Genomic DNA, 18,439 nt, shown 5'->3' with positions numbered 1-18,439 from the left:
ACGGGGTCGTCGGGTGGGTCGAGACGCTGGCTGCGCGCGGTCATTCGCTGCGGAGTGCGTCGATGGGGGCGAGTCGCGCGGCTCGGTTGGCGGGGTAGACGCCGGCGGCGACCCCGATGACGAGCGAGACGAGCAGCGCCGCGGCCGCGGCCTCGATCGAGAGCGATACGGGCTGGCTGATGAGGCTGGGGAGCACGACGGCCCCCACCAGCCCCAGAGCGAGGCCGAGCACGCCGCCGACGAGCCCGAGCAGGCTTGCTTCGACAAGGAACTGGCGCAGGATCACCCTCGGCGTGGCGCCGAGCGCCTTGCGCAGTCCGATCTCGCGGATCCGCTCGGTGACGGAGACGAGCATGATGTTCATGACGCCGATCCCGCCGACGAGCAGGGAGATGGCCGCGATGCCGGCGAGCAGAACGGTGAGGATGTGCGCGGTGTTCGTGGCCGTCTGCACGAGTGACTCTTGGCTGCTCAGCGTGAAGTCCGCCGTGGCGGCGGTGACGCCATGCGCGGTGAGCAGGGCGTTGTTCGCCTCCTGGTATGCCGCCGACAGGGTGTCCTGTCCCGCGGCTTCGAGGTAGATGGTCGAGACCGCGGTTCCTCCGCTCGAGAAGGAGTTCGCGTAGGTCGTCGCCGGCACGACCACCTGGTCGTCCTGGTCGCCGCCGATGGTCGATCCGGCGGTGTTGAGCACGCCGACGACGGTGAGCTCGACACCGCCGACCGTCATCGTCTCGCCCACCGGTGAGCGCAGCCCCCAGAGCTCCTGGGCCGTGGTCGAGCCGATGACGGCGAGCCGGCCGGCCGCCGTCTGCTCGGCCTCGGTGAAGAACCGGCCGACCTGCACCGTCCGGGCCCGCACGCCGAGCCAGGACGGAGTCGTGCCGACGATGTTCGTGGTCCAGTTCGTGCCGTTGGCGACCACGGTCTGCTGGGACGACGTCACCGGTGCCACCGCGGCGATGTCGGGTGCGATCGAGCGGTCTTTGAGCACAGCGACGTCGGCGCTCGTCAGGGTGCTCGCAGAGCCGAAGCCGCCGCGGACGCCGCTGCTGCTCGTCGAGCTGCCCGGCGAGACGATGAGCAGGTTCGAGCCGAGCGAGTTGATCTGGTTCGCGACCTGCGCCTGCGCGCCCTGCCCGAGGCCGACCGTGAGGATGACGGCGGCGATGCCGATGAGGATGCCGAGCACGGTGAGGGCCGAGCGCATCCGGCGGGTCCGGATCGCGTCGAGCGCGGTGCGCAGGGTCTCTACCCAGCTCATCGCAGCACCCCCGGCGTTGCCACACGTGAGCTGTCGCCCATGACCTGGCCGTCGAGAATGTCGAACCGCCGCTCGGCACGCTCGGCGACGTCGTGCTCGTGGGTGATGAGCATGATGGTCCGCCCCTGCGCGTGGAGCTCCTCGAACAGCGCCAGCACGTCGGACGAGGACGCTGTGTCGAGGTTGCCCGTCGGCTCGTCGGCGAGGATCAGGTCCGGGTTGGTCACGAGGGCTCGTGCGACGGACACCCGCTGCTGCTGGCCGCCGCTGAGCTCACCCGGCTTGTGGTCGACGCGCGTGGAGAGCCCGACTCGCCCGAGGGCTTCGATGGCTCGCGTCCGGCGCTCGTCGCGGGGCACACCGGCATACGTCAGCGGGAGCTCGACGTTGCGCCACGCGCTCAGCGTCTGCAGCAGGTTGAACTGCTGGAACACGAAGCCGATTCGCCGGTTGCGCACATCGGCGAGCTGGCGTTCGCCCATCGTGCTGACGTCCTCGCCCGCGAGACGGTAGCTCCCGGAGGTGGGCACGTCGAGGCAGCCGACGATGTGCATGAGCGTCGACTTGCCAGACCCGGACGGGCCCATGACCGCGACGTACTCACCCTCGTCCACCGAGAGCGAGACCCCGCGTAGGGCCTCGACGCTGATGCTGCCGGTCCGGTAGCTCTTGCGCACCTCGTGGAGCTCGATGATGCGTGGTCGTGTCATCACCGGCCCTGGCCACCTCCCGGAGCACCGCCCGGAGGTGCCCCGAGGCCGCCTCCGAAGCCGCCGCCGCCGAAGCCACCACCGAGGCCCGTGCCGCCGAAGCCGCCGGTCCCGGTACGTCCCCCGTTGGTGCCCGTACCGGTCCCGGCCCCCCGCTGGAAGGTGGCGACGTTCATCTCGACCTGGTCGCCCTCGGCCAGGCCCTTGGTGATCTGGGTCTGGGCTCCGAACACCTGGCCGACGGTGACCGGTGTCGTCACGGTGGCGCCGTTCCTCACGAGTGAGACGACGGTCTGCCCGTTCTCGGTGCGCACGGCGAGGGTGGGCACGGTGAGGACGTCGTTGAGCTGCTTGACGACGATCGACACGGACACCGAGGTGCCCGCGTAGAGCCCGGTGGGCTTGCCGGTCACCGCGATGGTCACCGGGAACTGCGCGACGCCGCTCGAGCTCGAGGACGCGACGATGCCGACGGTCTTGACCGTGCCGAACACGGGCGTCGCGGATCCGGTGGGGATGATCGTGGCCTGCAGGCCGGCCTTCACGTTGGGCAGGTCCGCGTTGGTGACCGACGCCGTGACGATCCACGAGCTGGTCGAGATCACGGTGACTGCCGCTGTCGAGGAGGACTGGGAGCTCGAGCTGTTGGCGCCGCTGGAGCCGTTGCCCGCGCCGCCGTTGCCGCCGCTGCCGCCCGAGGCTCCGGAACTACCTGTGCCGGAAGAGGATCCGCTGACACGATCGCCCACCTGGGTGTTCACGCTGGCGATCACCCCGTCGAACGGCGCCGTGAGGGTGGCGCCGGCCAGCGCCTCTTGCGCCGAAGAGAGCTTCGCCTTCGCCGACGCGAGCTGTGCGTTGGCGGCGGCGATCGCAGCGGTGGTTCCGGACGAGCTGTCGTCGACCTGGGTCTGGGCCTGGTCGACCTGGGACTGGGCGAGCTCGACCTGGCTCTGCAGCGACGTGTCGTCGATCGTCGCGAGACGCTGACCCTTGGTCACCTTCTGCCCGACTGTCGCATCGAGGGTGGTCACAGTCCCGGCCGCACTGAACGACAGGTCCGCCTGGTTGGCGGGCTCCAGAGTGCCCGTGGACGAGACGGTCTGCTGCAGCGTCGAGCGAGATGCCGTGACGGTCCGCGTCTGAGCGGCCGCGGCGTTCGGGTCCTGGCGCCGGCTCAGGGCGAACGCACCGGCAGCCCCCGCCACGAGTACGGCTACCGCGACGACGACCATCCATCGGCGCAGTCGCCCGCGCCTTCGCGGCCGGCGCCCGCTCGCGGCCGTCTCCGCCGCCTCGTCCATCTCAGCTGGGTCGGCGGCTGCCTCAGGCCCGGGTATCCCGGACCTGCCTGGAGGGAGTGGCTCATCCATGTGCGGCGGACGTTCTGGTGGGGCAGTCGTCACGGGTAATCCTCCGAAAAGTCCCCGGGTTTGAGTTGTTCTCAGGACGCTAGGGACCGCGGCTAGAAACCACCGATGGAATTGCTGTGCTGAGGCTGTGGGACCGGACAGTTCGGGCGTTCGGCCCAGGCCCGAACGCGCTGGGGTGGAAGCGTCCCGGGCCCGCCAGCCAACTCCCGCGCCCGGCCCGTCAGGACAAGTCCGGACCTGTCCTCGAGAGTTTTCGAAACTGCTACCGCGCGACTCGCGCGGGTCTACGTTGGCCTGGTCCGACAGGGTCAACGGCGACCCTCTCGGGGTCGCCCAGCCGAGGAGCGACATGAAGAGCACACGAATGCGCGCACGGCTGGTCTTGGCGGTGGTGGCCGTTGGGTCACTGCTGATCGGGGGGCAAGCCGCAGCTGCGCCGGGGGGAACGGGTTGGAACTCTGCCGGGGGTGACCGGCAGAACACGAGATTCGCGGCGAACGAGTCGAAGATCTCGCCTGAAACGGTCGGAAACCTCACGATGAAGTGGGTGCTCACGACCGGGGGTGACGTCTCGGCCACGCCGGCGGTCGACGGGCAGCAGGTGTACTTCCCGGACTGGTCCGGCAACCTGTACGCCGTCAGCCGCGCCACCGGCGCGGTGGTCTGGCAGAAGAAGATGTCCGACTACACCGGGGTGCCCGGCGACAAGGCCCGGGCGACGCCCGCCCTGTCCGACACGGCCCTCGTCATCGGCAACCAGGGTCCGTTCGGCGGTGGAGGCGCCGTCGTCGCGGTCGACAAGGCCACCGGTGCTCTGCTGTGGAAGACCCAGCTCGAGAGCCACCCGGCTGCGGTCATCACGCAGTCGGCGACGATCTTCGACGGCGTCGTCTACGTGGGGACGTCCTCGCAGGAGGAGGCGTACTCGGTGATCCCGGGCTATGTGTGCTGCACCTTCCGGGGCAGCATGGCAGCGCTCGACCTCCGGACCGGCAAGATCCTGTGGAAGACGTACATGACGCCTGGCTCGAACTACCCCGGCGGAGCGGTCTGGGGCAGCTCGCCGGCGGTCGACACGAAACGCGGGTCCGTCTACATCGCGACCGGCAACAACTACAACCTTCCTCAGAGCGTCCTGGACTGTGTCGCTGCTGCGCCCCCGGCGGACAAGAAGGCCTGTCTGCCGGCCAACGACTACTTCGACTCGATCCTCGCGCTCGACATGCGCACCGGTGCGGTCAAGTGGGCGACCTCCGCGATCTCCTTCGACGCGTGGACGGCCGACTGCATCCCCGGCATTGGAGACGGGTCTAACTGCCCTGAGCCCCAGGGCCCTGACTACGACTTCGCCCAGGCGCCGGCGCTGTTCAAGACCACGACTGGGCGTGAGCTCGTCGGCGTAGGCCAGAAGAGCGGACAGTACTGGGCACTCGACCCCGGTACCGGGCAGGTGGCCTGGGTGACGGTCACCGGCCCCGGGGGCACGGCCGGCGGCCTCCAGTGGGGATCAGCCGTCGATGGCAAGCGGGTCTACGCCGCCAACGCGAACAGCAACGGCAAGCCGTGGACGCTGCCCGATGGGTCGGTCACCAGTACGGGTCTCTGGTCCGCGCTCGACGCAGCGACGGGGCAGCTCCTGTGGCAGACCGTGCCAAAGCACGGCGGTGGTACGTCCGGACCAGTGACGACGGCCAACGGCGTCGTTTTCGGGTGCTCCCTCGACGATAACGGTTACATGTATGCCCTTGATGCGGCCAGCGGGGCGGAACTCTGGGAGTTCGCCAGCGGGGGGTCGTGCCTGTCCGGCGCGGCGATCTCCAACGGCACGGTCTACTGGGGCTCTGGTTACAGCAACTTCGGCTTCGGGACCCCGAACAACAAGCTGTACGCCTTCACCGTGAAGTGACCTTCGAGCCGGGGCTCGGCTCAGGGGGGAGGGGAGGGTCGGCGACGTGGGAGCCCCCGCGTCGCCGACCCTCGTTCGTGACGGTGGGTCGCGGCATACCGGAGCCGGGCTGGTGGCTCAGAAGACGATCGTGCGTCGACCCGAGAGGAACACGCGCGACTCGGCGTGGTCGCGCACCGCCCGCGAAAGCACCCGCCGCTCGACGTCACGCCCGATCGCGACGAGTCGCTCGGGCGACTCCGCGTGGGTGACCCGGACGACGTCCTGCTCGATGATCGGCCCCTCGTCCAGGTCCGCGGTGACGTAGTGGGCGGAGGCTCCGATCAGCTTCACGCCACGGTCGTGCGCCTGGTGGTACGGCTTGGCGCCCTTGAAGCCGGGGAGGAACGAGTGGTGGATGTTGATCGCCCGTCCCTCGAGAGCGATGCACAGGCTGTCGCTGAGGATCTGCATGTAGCGAGCGAGGACGACGAGACCCACGTCGTTGGCGTCGACCATGCGCAGCAGCTCCGCCTCTGCTTCGGCCTTCGTGTCCGAGCTGACCGGGATGACCGTGAACGGCAGTCCGTAGTACTCGACGAGCCCCCGGCAGTCCTCGTGGTTGGACACGACGCCGACGATGTCGATCGGCAGGTCGCCCGACCTCCAGCGGTAGAGGAGGTCGAGCAGGCAGTGGTCGAACTTGCTGACGAGGATGATGGTCCGGCAGTGCTCGTCAGCGGGCCGGACGGCCAGGTGCTGGTGGGCGACGGCGGGGCTCTGCCGGATCGCCTCGAGCACTGCGTCGACCTCGGCGGCGTCGGCGTCGAACACGGTGCGCATGAAGAACAGGCCGGTGGCCTCGTCGGAGTACTGCTGGTTCTCGACGATGTTGGCCGAGACCGCAAGCAGGGCCGACGATACGGCCGCGACGATCCCCGGCCGGTCGTCGCACGTGAGGGTCATGATGTGCCTGGCCATTGGAGCAGTCTGGACCAGTCGCGCCCAGAGGCCGAAATCGGGACTGGCGCCGTCTCGGGCTGTGACCGTTCGCAGATGTGTACGCCGTGGCCCGCGAGGTGGCGTCCACACCCCCTTGCCCGCGTATGCCGTTGTCCCCAGGCCGAGCTCGCGTGGCGGCGCGTGGGTCGCCCGGTTCCTAACGTCGCCGTATGCCGTTCCGTCGCCTTCGCCCACCGACCGACCTGGAGCGCGTCGCGCGGATCCTTCGGGATCAGCCGGTCGGTCCGGTCGCCGGCGAGGCAGCGGCAGCCGATCGACCCGGCTCGGAAACCGGCGGGCTTGTCGCACCGGGGCGAGACGGTGCTCCGGACGGGGGTGCTGCCGACGACGTTGACTCGGACCTGTCTTGGGTCCCCGACCTTCCAGAAGGGCGCGGTGCCGCGCTCACCGGCCGGCTGAGTCGCGCCATCGACGAGGCCGGACCGAGGTCCGACGACGCCACCCGCCTCGACGCCGCCCTCAGGCGGGCTCGGCGGCCAGCGTTCCTCACGTTGCCCGACAGCGTGCGCGAAGGTCGCCGGTCGGTGTCGAGCACCGCGATCGTGGCGCTGGTCGCGCTCGCCGTCGCTGTCGGATGCGCCTTCGTGCTGCGGGTGCTCTGGGCCGAGCGATCGGTCGGCCCGGCCATCGCCCCCGGCGGCACCGGCTCCGTGGTGGTCGGAGGCACGCCTGTCGCTGCCGCGGCAGGTTCGAGCGCGTTCGGTGCCGCGTCCGAGGACATCCGTCCCACGGATCGCTTCGCGGGTAGTGCCTCGGCCCAGCCGTCGTCGGCCGGGCTGCCGGCGGCCGGTCCTGCCGGAGAGGTGGTGGTCGACGTCGTGGGGAGGGTGGCGCGCCCAGGTCTGGTCCGGCTGAGGCCGGGCGCTCGCGTTGCCGACGCGATCACGAGTGCTGGTGGCGCGAGCCGCGGGGCGGACCTCGGCGCGCTGAACCTGGCCCGGCAACTTGTCGACGGCGAGCAGGTCCGGGTCCCGAAGGTCGGTGAGGCGTCCGTGGCGGCCCCCGGTTCAGCACTCGGTGGCTCGTCCCTGGGGTCGGCAGGCACGGGTGGCCCGTCGCCGGGGCCCGGGGCCGCCGGGACCGCAGACGCGCTGGCCGTGAGCCTGAACTCCGCGGACCTGGCATCGCTTGACTCCCTGCCCGGAGTCGGTCCCGTTCTGGCGCAGCGCATCCTCGACTGGCGCACAGCGCATGGTCGATTCACGTCGGTCGACGAGCTCGGCGAGGTCAGCGGGATCGGCGACAAGCTGATGGCCCGACTGCGGCCCCGGGTCACCCTGTGAACAGCCATCGCGCGAGCCGCCGCTCCGTGGTCGAGCGCCGCTCCGTGGTCGAGCCGGCAGGTCGTGACCCCGTCCCTCGAGTGCGGCCGAAGGTCGAGCGGAGGCTCGACCTTCGGCTGCTGCTCCCGGTCCTGGTCGCCTGGCCGGTGCTCGGGTTCTGGGGTCTGCTCGCGCCGATCCCGCTCGTCGGCGCGGCGGGGCTGTGCGCGCTGGCGGCGGCATCGGCCATCCTGCTCACCGCGCGACGTGGAGGGCGGGCCGGTCGCCCAGGTGGTCGACCTTCACACGGTGCGGGTGCCGAGCCGCAGGCGCGTCGACTGGTGGCCCGTCTATCGGCGGTCGGGTCGTGGCTGCGTCCGGCCGCCGCGGTCCTGGCCGTTGTCGCCCTGCTGCTGGTGGCCGGGGTCGGCCACCGGTTGCTGCGATCCGTCGGCCCTGTGGAGGCCCTGGCGGAACAGCGGGCGGTGGTGACGATCGCCGCACGCGTTGCCGGGCAGCCGCGTCCGGTCGCCCAGGGAGCCGGATCGGCCAGGCGGGCCACGTCGGCCGTCGTGCTCGAGGTCGAGCAGGTGCAGGGCCGGGGAGAGCGCATGTCAGTCCAGACACCGGTGCTCGTCGTCGCCTCGGGCGGGCAGTGGGCCGCGCTCCGCTGGGACGAGCATGTGGCGGCGGTCGTGCGGCTGGAGCCGGCCCAGCCGGGCGACGACGTCGTCGCGGTCGCACGCCCGAAGGGTGCGATGCGAGTGACGAGCGCTCCGGGTGCTGTGTACGCCGCGGCAGAGCACGTCCGGAGCAGGTTCCTTGCCGCGACCGGCGATGTCTGGTCCGACGCGCGCGGCCTGGTCCCGGCTCTTGTCGTCGGTGACACGACGCGAACCCCTCCAGATCTGACCGAGGCGATGCAGGCGACCGGGCTCAGCCATCTCAGCGCCGTGTCCGGGAGCAACGTGACGCTCGTGCTCGCGGCCGCGGTCGGGCTGTGTGGGCTCGCCGGGATCCGCAGGCGGTGGCGCGCATTCGTGTCTGTTGTCGTCCTGGCGGCCTTCGTCGTGCTCGCTCGCCCTGAGCCGAGCGTGGTGCGTGCCGCGGTGATGGGAGCCGTCGGCCTGGCCGGCCTGTCCATGTCCCGTCGACGGGCGGGCGTGCCCGCGCTGGCCGGGGCCGTGACTGTCCTGCTCGTGTGGGATCCATGGCTGTCGCGGTCCTACGGCTTCGCACTCTCGAGCGTGGCGACACTCGGGTTGCTCGTGTTCGCGAGGCCTTGGGGTCTGACGCTGGCCAGATGGCTCCCGCGCCGCCTGGGCTGGCTGGGACCGGTCGTCGCGGTGCCCGTGGCGGCGCAGGTGGTGTGTGCTCCGATCGTCGCGCCACTGCAGGGTTCGGTCTCTCTGGTCGCGATCGTCGCGAACCTGCTGGCCGCCCCGTTCGTCGCGCCGGCCACGGTCCTCGGCGTCGCGGTCGCAGCCCTGTCCGTCGTGTCCATCACCGCCGCCGGATGGCTGGCGTGGGCTGCGGCCGCACCTGCCCAGGCCATCGCCGCCGTAGCGAGGTGGTGCGCCCAGACGCCGGGCGGTGTCATCGCGTGGGGAGACTCCGCAGGGGCCGCAGTCGCTCTCGCGCTCGTGACGACGGCGGTGATTGCCCTTGCACCCTGGGCCTGGCACCGCAGCCGGCACCGTCCGACCGTGGCGACGGCTGTCGTGCTCCTCACAGTCGGGTTCCTCGCGCCCACTGCTGCGCTCGCCTGGCCGCCGCCTGGATGGGTGCTCATCGCGTGCGACGTCGGGCAGGGCGACGCACTGGTGGTGGACCTTGGGCAGGGCCACGTCATCGTGGTCGACACCGGCCCCGAGCCCCGCCTCATCCGTGGATGTCTCGATCGAGTCGGGGCGACATCGGTCGATCTCGTCGTCCTCACGCACTACCACGCCGATCATGCCGAGGGGTTTGCCGGGGTGCTGGATCGGCCGGTCGGCGAGGTCCTCGCATCACCGGTCCGCGACCCGCCCGCGGAGGCGTTGCACGTGGCGCGCCTCGCGGCCCAGGCACAGGTGCGGGTGTCCGACCTCAGGGCCGGGCAGAGCATCTCGGTCAGGGGAGTCACCGCTGACGTGTGGTGGCCCGCTCGTCGCATCGACGCCGGGTCGGTGCCCAACAACGCGTCCATCGTGCTGACCATGCATGTCCGTGGTGTGACGCTGCTGCTCGCGGGTGACATCGAGCGAGAGGCGGCCGCAGAGGTTCTGCACGAGGCGGCGCTCGAGCCGGCCAGATGGGGCCATGTCGATGTCCTCAAGGTCCCGCACCACGGGTCGAGCAACCGCGATGACCGGCTTCTCGACCGGGTGGAAGGCCGCCTGGCCGTCATCAGTGTCGGCAAGGACAACGACTACGGTCATCCGGCGCCGTCGACGCTGCATGCGCTCGAGTCGCGGGGTTTCGAGGTACACCGCACCGACCTCGAAGGCGACGTCGCTGTCGTCGAGGACGCATCCGGCATACGTGCGGTGTCGCGGTGACGCACCGTGACCGTGCGGGCGCTCTCCTGGTCGAGTGGGCGACCCGTCCCACCAGCCCCACGCGGTCCCGGCGGGCCGAGGTATGCCGTACGTCAGGGACGCCCGGCCCGCTCACGTCGCGGAGGCCAGGGGACGAAGCCGCTCGTGCGCCGGACATAGTCGGCGTAGCCGGGGCGCCGGTCGCCGATGTCCTTCTCCAGCAGCTTCTTCCCCGTCCCGTTGTAGAGGTTCCACGTCATGACGGCGGGCGACAGGATCGTCAGCACGCCGGGCCAGGCGCTCGCGGCCACAAGGAAGAGCCCCGTCCAGACGCAGGCGTCGCCGAAGTAGTTCGGGTGTCTCGTGTACCTCCACAGTCCCGTGTCCAGCACCTTGCCCGCCGTCGTCGGGTCGCCGCGGAATCGCGTGAGCTGAAGGTCGCCGATGGTCTCGAAGACGAAGCCGACCACCCAGATCGCGACCCCGAGCCAGAGAACCCAACCGATCCCGCCCCGCTCGAACATGGCAACCTGCACCGGGAGCGACACGAACCACATGACCGCGCCTTGCGGCACATAGATGTGCCTGACGGCGTAGCCCGTGCGGCCGTCCGGAGCACGGGCCAGCATCGCCTCGTACCTCGGGTCCTCGCCTCGACCGCGCGAACGCAGCCAGACGTGCGCTGCCAGGCGCAGCCCCCAGACGGCGGTCAACAACAGGCTCGTCCACCGGCGCAGGCCGTCGCCAGATCCCGACGACGTGCCGAACGCGGTCACGGCGATGGCGACGAAGCCGAGCCCCCAGGCGACGTCGACGACGGCGTGCCGGCCGAATCGCAACGCGATGCCAAGGGTCACGGCCAGGACGACAGCCACAGAGAGCACCGTCAAGGGCAGCGTCCGGCCGAACTCGCCCAGCTCGAACCCGCTACCGATGCCCCCGGCATCCGCCGCGCTCCAGATGGCTGTGCTGGCAACGCTCGGCTCGGCGGGGACGGTCATCTGGCCCGGACCATCGGCATGGCGCTGCGCCCGTCGCCGGTCGGTCGGATGGCGAGGATCTGGTCGACACCCATCCGGCCCTCCTCGAAGGCCAGGGCGCCGCCGACCAGGTAGAGCCGCCAGACCCGCGCCACCTCTGGGCCCACGAGACCGACCACGCGGTCAAAGCAGCGCTCGAACGTCGCGTACCACGCCGAGACGGTCTGCACATAGTGCTCGCGAAGAGCGTGCACGTCGCGCACCTCGAGGCCGGCGCGCTCGATCATCGCGACAGTGTCGCCGACCGGGCGCATCGACATGTCCGGGGCGATGAACGCCTCGATGAACGGGCCGCCTCCCGGGCGGGTCGAACGCGACATCTGCTGGACGAGCACGCGACCGCCCGGACGCACCAAGCGACCGAGCTGACGTGAGAACTCGGGATAGTTGGCGTCTCCCACGTGCTCGCCCATCTCGATCGCGGACACGGTGTCGAACGGCCCGTCCGGCACTTCTCGGTAGTCCTGCAGGCGGATCTCCACCCGGCCTTCGACCCCCCGCTCCCGGATGCGCCGGTCGGCGAACGCCTTCTGCTCGCTGGACACGGTCACGCCCACGACCGTCGCGCCGTAGCGTTCCGCCGCGTGCACGGCCAGCGCACCCCACCCGCACCCGATGTCGAGGTGGCGGCTCCCCGGGCGCAGGTCGAGCTTGCGGCAGATCAGGTCGAGCTTGTCGCGCTGGGCGTCCTCGAGCGTGTAGCCGGGGTCGTCGCTCGTCCAGTACGCGCACGAGTAGACGAGATCGGGGTCGAGGATGAGCGCGTAGAACTCGTTCGACAGGTTGTAGTGGTGCTCGATCGCCCTCCGGTCACGGGTGAGCGAGTGCAGGCGGCCCCGGAGCCGTGCCTGTGACGCCGGCGGTGGCGGAGGCCAGCCGAGGCCGCCGAGGTCGGCTGCGGTCCGCAGCGATCGCGCGACTGCGGGCACCGACCTGGCGGCTCGCGCCGCACGAGCGATGCCGCTCGCCGGGCGAGGCCTCACGGGCGCAGGCTCCCGCACGGCGCGACGGATCCGGCGGAAGCCGTCGAGCAGGTCTCCCTCGACGTCGAGCTCGCCGGTGACGTAGGCCTGCGCGATGCCCAGCTCGCCTGGGTGCCGCAGCACGCGCCGGAGCGCGGCTGGGTCCAGCACCACGACGGTCGGCGCGTCATCCGGCCCGGTGGCGCTCCCGTCCCAGGCACGGACGCGAACTGGAAGCGGTTCGAGCCACGGACTCACGAGCTCGGCGAGCCGCTCGGCGACACTGGATCGGTGGCCGGCAGCAGTTGACGTCAGGCCGTCGGTGGTGGTCATGGCCGCTCCGTCCGCACTCAGACCACTCCGTCACGCCGACAAGCCGACTGCGGCCTCGCGGCGCGCATCGCCTGCGGCGACGAGTCCACGCTCCGCCAGCTCAGCCGCGCCGACACCGCCGAAATACATGTGCGGGCTCGGATAGGCATGTGAGACAAGGCCGCTCGCTGAGACGGCGGCTTGAAGCTCGTCCGACGGCTCGAGCTCGACTCGCGGCGACCCGTCCTCCATGAACCGCACATGGAGCCGCGGTGCGTCGACCGCCGCCTGAAGCGGTTCGCCCCGCAGCAGCACGCGAGCCAGCACCTGGAGGAGCGCGGTCGTGATCCGGTCCGCGCCGGGCGAGCCGATCGCGAGGGCGCCACCGGACGCGCTTCGAGCGGTCGTGGGTGCCATGTTCGATGCGAGTCGGGTCCCTGGCGGGACGGCGTGCAGGCCGAGGCGGTTGAGCTCCGGCTCACCGAGTGAGTTGTTGAGCAGGATGCCGGTACCGGGTATCACCATGCCGGCCCCGTACCCGCTCGACGTCGTCACGGCACAGGCCGTGCCGTGCTCGTCGACCGCAGACACGTGGGCGGTCGAGGCCGAGCTGGGCAGGCCAGCGAGTCCGTACCTCTCGACCGACGTCAGCAGGGCGTGCCCGTCGGCGTGCAGGTCGCGCGACCGGTCATGCACCCCGAGGCGATACGAGAGCACTCGCCGCTGGATGTCGATGACGTCCGTCCACGACCAGTCGTCGAGCCCGGCCAGCTCGCCGAGCATGACCGCGAGCATGGGTCCTCCCACCGACGGCGGGGGGTTGAAGGCGACGGTCCAGTCCCCGATGGCTCGCGTCGTCGGAGTGCGCAGGACAGCCTCGTATGCCGTCAGGTCGGCATGAGTGATCAGCCCTCCGTTCGCGGCCATGTCGTCAACGAGGACACGCGCCACGGCTCCGGTCGTCACGAGCGAGATCCCCTGTACCGCAAGGAGGTCGAGAACGTCGGCGAGATCGATGTTGGTTGACGTCTCGCCCGGCTGGAGCGCACCGCCGTCGGCTCCGGTCACGAGCGCGTGGGCCTCAGGGTCGTCGCCGAACAGGCTGTCGCGGACGATGCCGAGGTAGAGCGCTGCGGCGGCGCCGACGGGGTAACCCTGGCGGCAGGCTCGGGCAGCGGGCTCGACCAGCCGTCGCCAAGGAAGCCTCGCATATCGCTGCTGCGTGATCGAAAGTGCTTGCAGCGCGCCGGAGTTCGCCACGGAGCCGTGTCCGGCTCCAAGGTCGACACCGCCGCCGTAGTCCGTGTGCACCTGGCGGACGCCGCGGCCGAAGGCGGCCCGGTCCAGGCCGCGGCCGGGCATCTCGACGTTGCCGTCGATGACGACCGGATCGGCGCCGGCAGGCCAGATGTTGACGAAGGCGCCGCCCATGAGGCTGACGACACCGGGCTCGGTGCTCATCGCCGCGATGGCCGCCGCCACAGCGGCGTCGACGGCGTTGCCTCCCTCGGCGGCTGCCTCCAGCCCGGCCTCCAGCGCAACGGTTCCGGTGGCGGCGAGCGCGACCCGTGTCATGACGGCATTCTGGCCGAGATCGGCCCGCACGGCACGGACCGGCGGTGGGGACGGCATACGTCGTCGGAGCGAGCGTGACCCGCGAACGCCCGCGGCGGCGCCCACGAGCGGCCCTACACCGATCCGCCGCAGCCCTTGAGGGCGGTCGGTCGAAGGGCGCTCAGGCGCGCGCGGCGACGAGCTCGGCCGCCGAGACCCTCGGGTCGGCGCCGGCGGCCTGGCAGAGCGCGTCGAGCGCGGCGGCGACGGCGGGCACCCGCTGCAGGTCGGGCGTGGTGACCGCGAGGATCTGCCGGCGGGAGGCGGGGGACAGGGGCAGCGTGGCCACGTGGTCGTGCTTGGCCGCGTTGAGGATGAGGTCGGGAACCAGCGCCACCCCGAGGCCGGCCGTCACGAGGCCGAGCTGGGCGACATAGTCCTCGGTCTCGAACGCGACGTTGGGGCGGAAACCCTCGTGGTCGGCGAGGGACAGGAGATGGCCGCGGCATCGCGGACAGCCCGCGATCCACTCCTCGCCCGAGAAGTCGGAGAGCCGGGCCGTCCCAGCGCCGGCGAGCGGGTGCGCCGCGGGGACGACGAGCCGCACCTCGTCGTCCATGAGGCGGCGGGTGACGAGCAGAGACAGGTCCTCCTCGAGCTCGCCGAGGTCGGCGCCCTCGTAGGCGAACGCGACCGCGACGTCGCAGTCGCCGTTGCGCAGCGCCGCGAGCGACTCGGGCGGCTCAGCCTCGGTGAAGGTGACGGTGATGTCGGGGTGCTTGGCCTTGAGGATCGCCAGGGTCTTCGGCACGAGCGTGGCCGACGAGCTGGGGAAAGCCTGGAGCCGCACCCGACCGGCGCGCAGTCCGGCGATCGCGGTGATCTCCTCCTCGGCAGCGTCGAGCGCGGCGAGCACACCAACGGCGTGGCGCGCGAGCACCTGGCCGGCCTCGGTGAGTCGGACCTGCCGGCCGTAGCGCTCGACAAGCACGGTGCCAGTGCGCTGCTCGAGCCGGCGGACCATCTGCGAGATGGCGGGCTGGGTGAAGCCGAGCGCGTTGGCGGCGCTCGTGAAGCTTCCCTCGTCGGCAATGGCCTTCATGACCCTCAGGCCGGCAGCGTCGATCATGAACTCATCATAACCGATGATTATGCATTTCCCTCGTTCTCACACGTGGAGTGAGTGCAGACCTGCGCCCAGAGGCGCGCTCAGTCCATCCGGAACCGCTCGGAGAGCGCGTAGCGGAGCAGGACGACGTCGCCGATCTGGCGCACCTGGGCCAGGGTCGCCCGCCGCTCGGGGTTCCACGGGAAGCGCCCGTCGCCGACGAACCGACGCGCGCCAGAGTCGCCCACGAAGAACGGAGCCACGACCAGCTGCAGCTCGTCCGCGAGATCCGCGGTGAGCAGCTGCGTGTGCACCGTCCCGCCGCCCTCGACCATGAGCCGACGCACTCCACGGCGGTGCAGGTCCTCGCAGACCCGCTGCATCGTCACCGGCTGTCCGCCGTCGACGACTGTTGCGACCGCCCCGAGGTCCTGCCGCGCTGCGGACAGGGAGCCCGTCGCGCAGTAGACCAGCCTGTCGACATCGCCTGCGGTGAAGAACCGTGCGGTGCACTCGAGCTGCCCCGAGCCGGTGACGGTCACCTTGGTCGGCGACGCCGGAAGCCCTCGCGACACCCGCTCTGCCCGTCGGTCGGCTGACCGGACGAGCAGGCGAGGGTTGTCCTTCCGGATCGTCGTGGCGCCCACGAGGATCGCGTCGGACGCGGCCCGCTCGGCGTCGACCCGGTCGAAGTCCTCGTCGTTCGACAGCAGCAGACGTGTGGACGAGCACGTGTCGAGATACCCGTCGATGGACATGCCACAGCTGAGCAGGGTGTAGGGGCGCTCAGCCATGCGCCGCCCTGCGGTGGTCGGGTGCTGCCGCGGCCTCGGAGGCCCGCACGGGCTCCCTGACCGCCTCGCGGCCTCGGCGTCCCCACCGGCCTGCAAGGAGCAGCCCGGCCCCCGGCAGGCTGGCCACGAGCACCATGACACCGTAGATCACCGCCACCGCGACGCCCTGGTTCACGCCCAGCCCGGCGGCACCGAACGCCCATGCCGTGGCCCCCTCGCGGGGTCCCCAGCCGGCCAGGCTGAGCGGCACGGCCATCGCGATCATGACGACGAGTCCGAGCGGCAGCAGGCGCGCCGGCGACACCGCGACCCCAGCGCTGTGGGCGGCGATCCCGAAGGTCATGACGTTGCCGGCCACGGCCCCCACCGACGCGACGACGACGAGGACGGTATGCCGCCCGACCACCCCAGCGCGTAGGTCGTCGACCACTGTGCGCCCGACCCGCGAGAGCGCGGGATGGCCCAGCCTGCTGCCGGCGAGCGCTGCGACCGCGAGCACGATCGCGGCCACGACGAGGAGAAGGGCGGCGATCTGGACCGGGGCCCGCATGGGCGACGGCAGCCAGAGCACGGCGCCCAGGGCGACGATGACGAGCACGACCTGTCCGGCGGTTCGTTCCCAGACGACCGAGCGGAGCCCGCGCCCGACGTCGCCGGCGTCGCGGCCGCGGCGGACGCCTCGGCGAACGTCGCCGACGACGCCGCCGGGCAGCGTCACGTTGAGGAACTGGGAGCGGTAGTACTCCGCGACGGCCGAGCGCAGGGGCAGGGACACGCCGAGCCCGCGGGCCACGAGCGCCCACCGCCAGGCGCAGCACAGGGTGGTCAGCGCTGCGAGGACGGCCGCCGCCGACAGCGACCATCCGTCCACGCGGCGCAGGGCGTCGAGGAAGGGACCTGTGCCGATCCGCCAGGCCAGCGCGCCGAGGATCGCGGCACCAGCCAGGGGCCGCAGCCACCACATCTCGCGACGCATGCTCCTCCGGCCTTCCGCTGTGGACGTCCCACCCGGAGGACGTCTACGACCCGCCACGGGTTCAGCAGTCGCGGGTTCAGCAGTCGCGGCGGCAGCAGTCGCGGCGGCAGCCGCGTGTGCAGCCGGAGACGACGGCATGTCAGCCCGCCAGTCGCGCCAGGACGTTTGACACACGATGAGCCGTGGCGGTCCAGTCGGGCAACGTGCTTCGCCGCTCCCTGGCAGCCGTGCGCAGCCGCTCTCGCAGTTGGGCATCCGTCAACCACCTCCGCATTCCCTGAGCGAGTGCTTCGTAGTCCTCCGGTCGCACCAGCAGTCCAGGCGTCGAGTCCGACTCGGCGTGCGCGGCGGCGTGCGGGTTGGTGTGAGGAGATCCCGGGCCACCGTCCAGCGGGGCGAAGTCCGGACGCGCGCCCAGGGCCTCGGGCAGTCCACCCACGGCAGTTGCCAGCACAGGGAGCCCCCTCGCCAGCGCCTCGGTGACCACCATGCCGTAGGTCTCAGCGCGCGAGGCGAGCACGACCAGGTCGGCGGCGGCATAGGCGCGGTCGAGGTCGACGCGAGAGAGGGGCCCGACGAGGCGCACTCGGTCGTCGAGGCCGAGTCTCGCGGCCTGCTGCCGAAGGTCGGCCACGAAAGGCGGCTCGATCTCGAGCGAACCGGCGCACATGCAGCTCCAGGGCAGGTCGTCCACCAGGCCGAGTGCGTCCACGAGCAGGTCGTGCCCTTTTCCCGGCGTGACGGCCGCGACGCACAGCAGGCGGCCGCCGCCGTCCGTGCCCGGAGCCACGTCGGCGCGGTCGACTCCGGGCACGGCGACATGCAGACGATCGGGGTCGATTTCATAGAGCTCCCGCAGCCTCCGTCGCGTCCACTCGCTGGTGGTCACGATTCCTGCGGCCGTCGTGAGCACGTGACGCTCTCCGTCGTCGCCGGTGCCGTCCTGGCCCAACGGCATATGGACCAGGATCACAAGTCGCAGCCGATGTGCTTGCGGCACAAGCACATCCGCACAACCTGACGCGACGAGACCATCGACGAGGACAACCGCTCCCGTGGGCACCGCATCCAGCACACGGGCGAGCGCGGCGCGGGCCGCCTGGTCCGGGCGGGGCCACGTGCCCCCGACCAGGTGCTCTCGGATGGTCCAGCCGAGCGTGGCCAGCGCGTCACAGAGCCGACGGTCGTAGACGTTGCCGCCACTGGGCCGGTCGGCGCGGTGGACCGTGTCCGGGAGGACGGCGTGAACGTCGGTCACAGCGGGCGGTCGTACGACGCCCATGCCACGTGAGACTCGTGGAGGGTCACGGCGATCTCGGTGACGTGGTCCGCGGCCCGGCCCAGCCGGCCTGCGTGGACACGCTCTGCGAGCCGGTCGGCGACGAAGCGGGCCAGTGCCTCCGTCGTCGTGTTCGTGCCGACGAGCTCGGGCAGCTCGTCGAGGTTGCGGTACGACAGGCCCGCCATGACCTCGTTCACCTGCTGGGTAGCCAGCCCGATGTCGACGAGGATGTTGTCAGGGTCGAGCTCGGGGCCGCGGAATGTCGCGTCGACGACGTACGTGGCGCCGTGCAGCGCCTGAGCGGGTCCGAAGACCTCCCCTCGGAAGCTGTGGGCGATCATCATGTGGTCACGCACGGTCACGCTGAACATCCGC

Annotated in this window: 15 protein-coding genes; 3 read left to right on the top strand and 12 right to left on the bottom strand. The window is 71.2% G+C overall.

Annotated elements, in window-relative coordinates:
* Positions 1 to 40: 40 nt before the first annotated feature.
* The 3 genes from ACYVLP_RS20780 to ACYVLP_RS20770 are packed head-to-tail and all read right to left on the bottom strand — an operon-like array spanning position 41 to position 3,347.
* Complete coding sequence (locus ACYVLP_RS20780; RefSeq protein ID WP_460629223.1) at positions 41 to 1,264, bottom strand: ABC transporter permease; 1,224 nt, start codon at positions 1,262 to 1,264, stop codon at positions 41 to 43.
* A complete protein-coding gene (locus tag ACYVLP_RS20775; protein WP_460629222.1) occupies positions 1,261 to 1,974 on the bottom strand; it encodes an ABC transporter ATP-binding protein in 714 nt (237 codons plus the stop codon). Before ACYVLP_RS20775 ends, ACYVLP_RS20780 begins: the two co-directional genes overlap by 4 nt.
* Positions 1,974 to 3,347, bottom strand: coding sequence for an efflux RND transporter periplasmic adaptor subunit (locus tag ACYVLP_RS20770; RefSeq protein WP_460629221.1), 1,374 nt, complete (start codon positions 3,345 to 3,347; stop codon positions 1,974 to 1,976). The genes ACYVLP_RS20775 and ACYVLP_RS20770 overlap by 1 nt, the downstream gene beginning before the upstream one ends.
* A 349-nt stretch (positions 3,348 to 3,696) precedes the next feature.
* On the opposite strand from ACYVLP_RS20770, the gene ACYVLP_RS20765 reads away from it, so the two are divergent.
* Positions 3,697 to 5,253, top strand: coding sequence for an outer membrane protein assembly factor BamB family protein (locus tag ACYVLP_RS20765; RefSeq protein ID WP_460629220.1), 1,557 nt, complete (start codon positions 3,697 to 3,699; stop codon positions 5,251 to 5,253).
* Positions 5,254 to 5,370: 117 nt separating this feature from the next.
* Here the strand turns inward: ACYVLP_RS20765 and purU are convergent, their stop codons facing one another.
* Complete coding sequence (purU, locus tag ACYVLP_RS20760) at positions 5,371 to 6,213, bottom strand: formyltetrahydrofolate deformylase (RefSeq protein ID WP_460629219.1); 843 nt, start codon at positions 6,211 to 6,213, stop codon at positions 5,371 to 5,373.
* A 191-nt stretch (positions 6,214 to 6,404) separates the two neighbouring features.
* Here purU and ACYVLP_RS20755 point away from each other — a divergent pair, with 191 nt between their 5' ends.
* Both ACYVLP_RS20755 and ACYVLP_RS20750 read left to right on the top strand, forming a co-directional pair.
* Entirely contained in the window at positions 6,405 to 7,538 is a 1,134-nt protein-coding gene (locus ACYVLP_RS20755) for a helix-hairpin-helix domain-containing protein (protein ID WP_460629218.1), read from the top strand.
* Positions 7,535 to 10,057: a ComEC/Rec2 family competence protein gene (locus tag ACYVLP_RS20750; RefSeq protein ID WP_460629217.1), complete on the top strand. Its 2,523-nt coding sequence runs from the start codon at positions 7,535 to 7,537 to the stop codon at positions 10,055 to 10,057. The genes ACYVLP_RS20755 and ACYVLP_RS20750 overlap by 4 nt, the downstream gene beginning before the upstream one ends.
* Before the next feature lie 92 nt (positions 10,058 to 10,149).
* Here the strand turns inward: ACYVLP_RS20750 and ACYVLP_RS20745 are convergent, their stop codons facing one another.
* The 8 genes from ACYVLP_RS20745 to ACYVLP_RS20710 form a co-directional block, all read right to left on the bottom strand.
* On the bottom strand, positions 10,150 to 11,037 hold the full coding sequence (locus tag ACYVLP_RS20745) for a DUF1295 domain-containing protein (RefSeq protein WP_460629216.1): 888 nt from the start codon (positions 11,035 to 11,037) through the stop codon (positions 10,150 to 10,152).
* Positions 11,034 to 12,371, bottom strand: a complete 1,338-nt coding sequence (locus ACYVLP_RS20740; protein ID WP_460629215.1) for a class I SAM-dependent methyltransferase — start codon at positions 12,369 to 12,371, stop codon at positions 11,034 to 11,036. The genes ACYVLP_RS20745 and ACYVLP_RS20740 overlap by 4 nt, the downstream gene beginning before the upstream one ends.
* Positions 12,372 to 12,401: 30 nt before the next feature.
* Positions 12,402 to 13,925 carry a gamma-glutamyltransferase gene (locus ACYVLP_RS20735; protein WP_460629214.1) on the bottom strand — a complete coding sequence of 508 codons (1,524 nt, stop codon included), beginning with the start codon at positions 13,923 to 13,925 and terminating at the stop codon, positions 12,402 to 12,404.
* A 160-nt stretch (positions 13,926 to 14,085) separates the two neighbouring features.
* Positions 14,086 to 15,033 (bottom strand): LysR family transcriptional regulator, encoded by a 948-nt coding sequence (locus tag ACYVLP_RS20730; RefSeq protein ID WP_460629213.1) that lies wholly within the window; start codon positions 15,031 to 15,033, stop codon positions 14,086 to 14,088.
* 80 nt (positions 15,034 to 15,113) lie between these two features.
* Positions 15,114 to 15,806, bottom strand: a complete 693-nt coding sequence (locus ACYVLP_RS20725; protein WP_460629212.1) for a RibD family protein — start codon at positions 15,804 to 15,806, stop codon at positions 15,114 to 15,116.
* Positions 15,799 to 16,782: a lysylphosphatidylglycerol synthase transmembrane domain-containing protein gene (locus ACYVLP_RS20720; RefSeq protein WP_460629211.1), complete on the bottom strand. Its 984-nt coding sequence runs from the start codon at positions 16,780 to 16,782 to the stop codon at positions 15,799 to 15,801. The genes ACYVLP_RS20725 and ACYVLP_RS20720 overlap by 8 nt, the downstream gene beginning before the upstream one ends.
* 139 nt (positions 16,783 to 16,921) lie before the next feature.
* The gene (locus ACYVLP_RS20715; RefSeq protein ID WP_460629210.1) at positions 16,922 to 18,040 is read right to left on the bottom strand and encodes a glycosyltransferase family 4 protein; all 1,119 of its coding nucleotides are present in this window, start codon (positions 18,038 to 18,040) and stop codon (positions 16,922 to 16,924) included.
* Complete coding sequence (locus ACYVLP_RS20710; RefSeq protein ID WP_460629209.1) at positions 18,037 to 18,435, bottom strand: 6-pyruvoyl trahydropterin synthase family protein; 399 nt, start codon at positions 18,433 to 18,435, stop codon at positions 18,037 to 18,039. Before ACYVLP_RS20710 ends, ACYVLP_RS20715 begins: the two co-directional genes overlap by 4 nt.
* Positions 18,436 to 18,439 lie beyond the last annotated feature (4 nt).

It is taken from the genome of Intrasporangium mesophilum, from assembly GCF_054783095.1.
Note: the sequence above shows the minus strand (reverse complement) of the source record. Positions and strands in the feature narration are given on the sequence as shown.